This window comes from Pseudomonas agronomica, from assembly GCF_025917275.1.
In the GTDB taxonomy this organism is placed as follows: Bacteria; Pseudomonadota; Gammaproteobacteria; order Pseudomonadales; family Pseudomonadaceae; genus Aquipseudomonas; species Aquipseudomonas agronomica.
Genome location: NZ_JAOSHO010000977.1, coordinates 1 through 659, shown reverse-complemented (window position 1 = coordinate 659; position 659 = coordinate 1). Strand labels below are relative to the sequence as shown.

The 659-nt window shown below is 62.5% G+C and carries 1 protein-coding gene; it reads left to right on the top strand.

The window, feature by feature from the left end:
• Positions 1-624, top strand: a 624-nt coding sequence (gene tauD, locus OC610_RS28475) for a taurine dioxygenase (protein ID WP_264433072.1), incomplete at its 5' end; no start/stop codon positions are given.
• Positions 625-659: the final 35 nt, after the last annotated feature.

The window sequence follows — 659 nt, the reverse complement described above, 5'->3', positions numbered from 1 at the left end:
CCCGAAGTGCTGGTGCTCGACACCGCCGTCACTGACGTTCGCGATAATGCCGTGTGGCACACCGACGTGACCTTCCTGCCGACCCCTGCCATGGGCGCCGTGCTCAGCGCCAAGCTGCTGCCGGCGTTTGGCGGCGACACGTTGTGGGCCAGCGGCATCGCTGCCTACGAAGCCCTGTCGGCGCCGTTGAAAAGTTTGCTGGAAGGACTGACAGCGACCCACGATTTCACCCGTTCGTTTCCGCTGGAGCGCTTTGGCAACTCCGCCGAGGACTTGGCGCGCTGGGAAGAAGCACGACGGAAAAATCCACCGTTGTCCCATCCAGTGATTCGTACACATCCGGTGAGCGGTCGTCGCTCGCTGTTCGTCAACGAAGGCTTTACCACTCGCATCAACGAGCTGTCGGAAAGCGAAAGCGAGGCGATCCTGAAACTGCTGTTTGCCCACTCCACGCGCCCGGAATTCACCGTTCGCTGGCGCTGGCAGGCCAATGACGTGGCGTTCTGGGACAACCGCGTGACCCAGCATTTCGCCGTGGACGACTACCGCCCAGCCCGACGCGTCATGCATCGGGCGACGGTGTTGGGGGATGTGCCGTTTTTCAGTGTCCCGCCTGCCAACTGACTTTCAGGCATCCCATGGCGAGGGAGCTTGCTCCC